We start from the raw sequence: 310 nt of genomic DNA on the forward strand, positions 1-310 counted from the left end.
AGAAACATCTTGACCAGCACCGCCTTGCACGTTAAATGTGTTATATGTTCTATTGTCGCTTGATACACTGTTAGTGCTTAAACCGTAACCGCTAGAAGATAAATTGACATCTGTTAAGCCTACTACCATAGAACCTTTGAATAGTCCGCCAACTTTACTTGCAACCCAATCAATTGAACCTTTGATATTTTTAATTGTATCTGTTACACCTCCAAGAACGCTGTCTATTGTATCTTTGACTCCTCCAAATATTCCGCTAAAGAAGTCGCCAATGCCCTTAAATACTCCTGTTATTGCATCCCAAGCATTT

1 protein-coding gene is annotated in these 310 nt (G+C 38.7%); it reads right to left on the reverse strand.

Features of this window, described 5'->3' with window-relative positions; genetic code table 11:
• Nucleotides 1–310, reverse strand: a 310-nt coding sequence (locus FDW96_RS12745) for a hypothetical protein (RefSeq protein WP_212732898.1), incomplete at both ends; no start/stop codon positions are given.

It is taken from the genome of Citrobacter sp. TBCS-15, from assembly GCF_005280815.1.
GTDB classification, from domain to species: Bacteria; Pseudomonadota; Gammaproteobacteria; order Enterobacterales; family Enterobacteriaceae; genus Citrobacter; species Citrobacter werkmanii.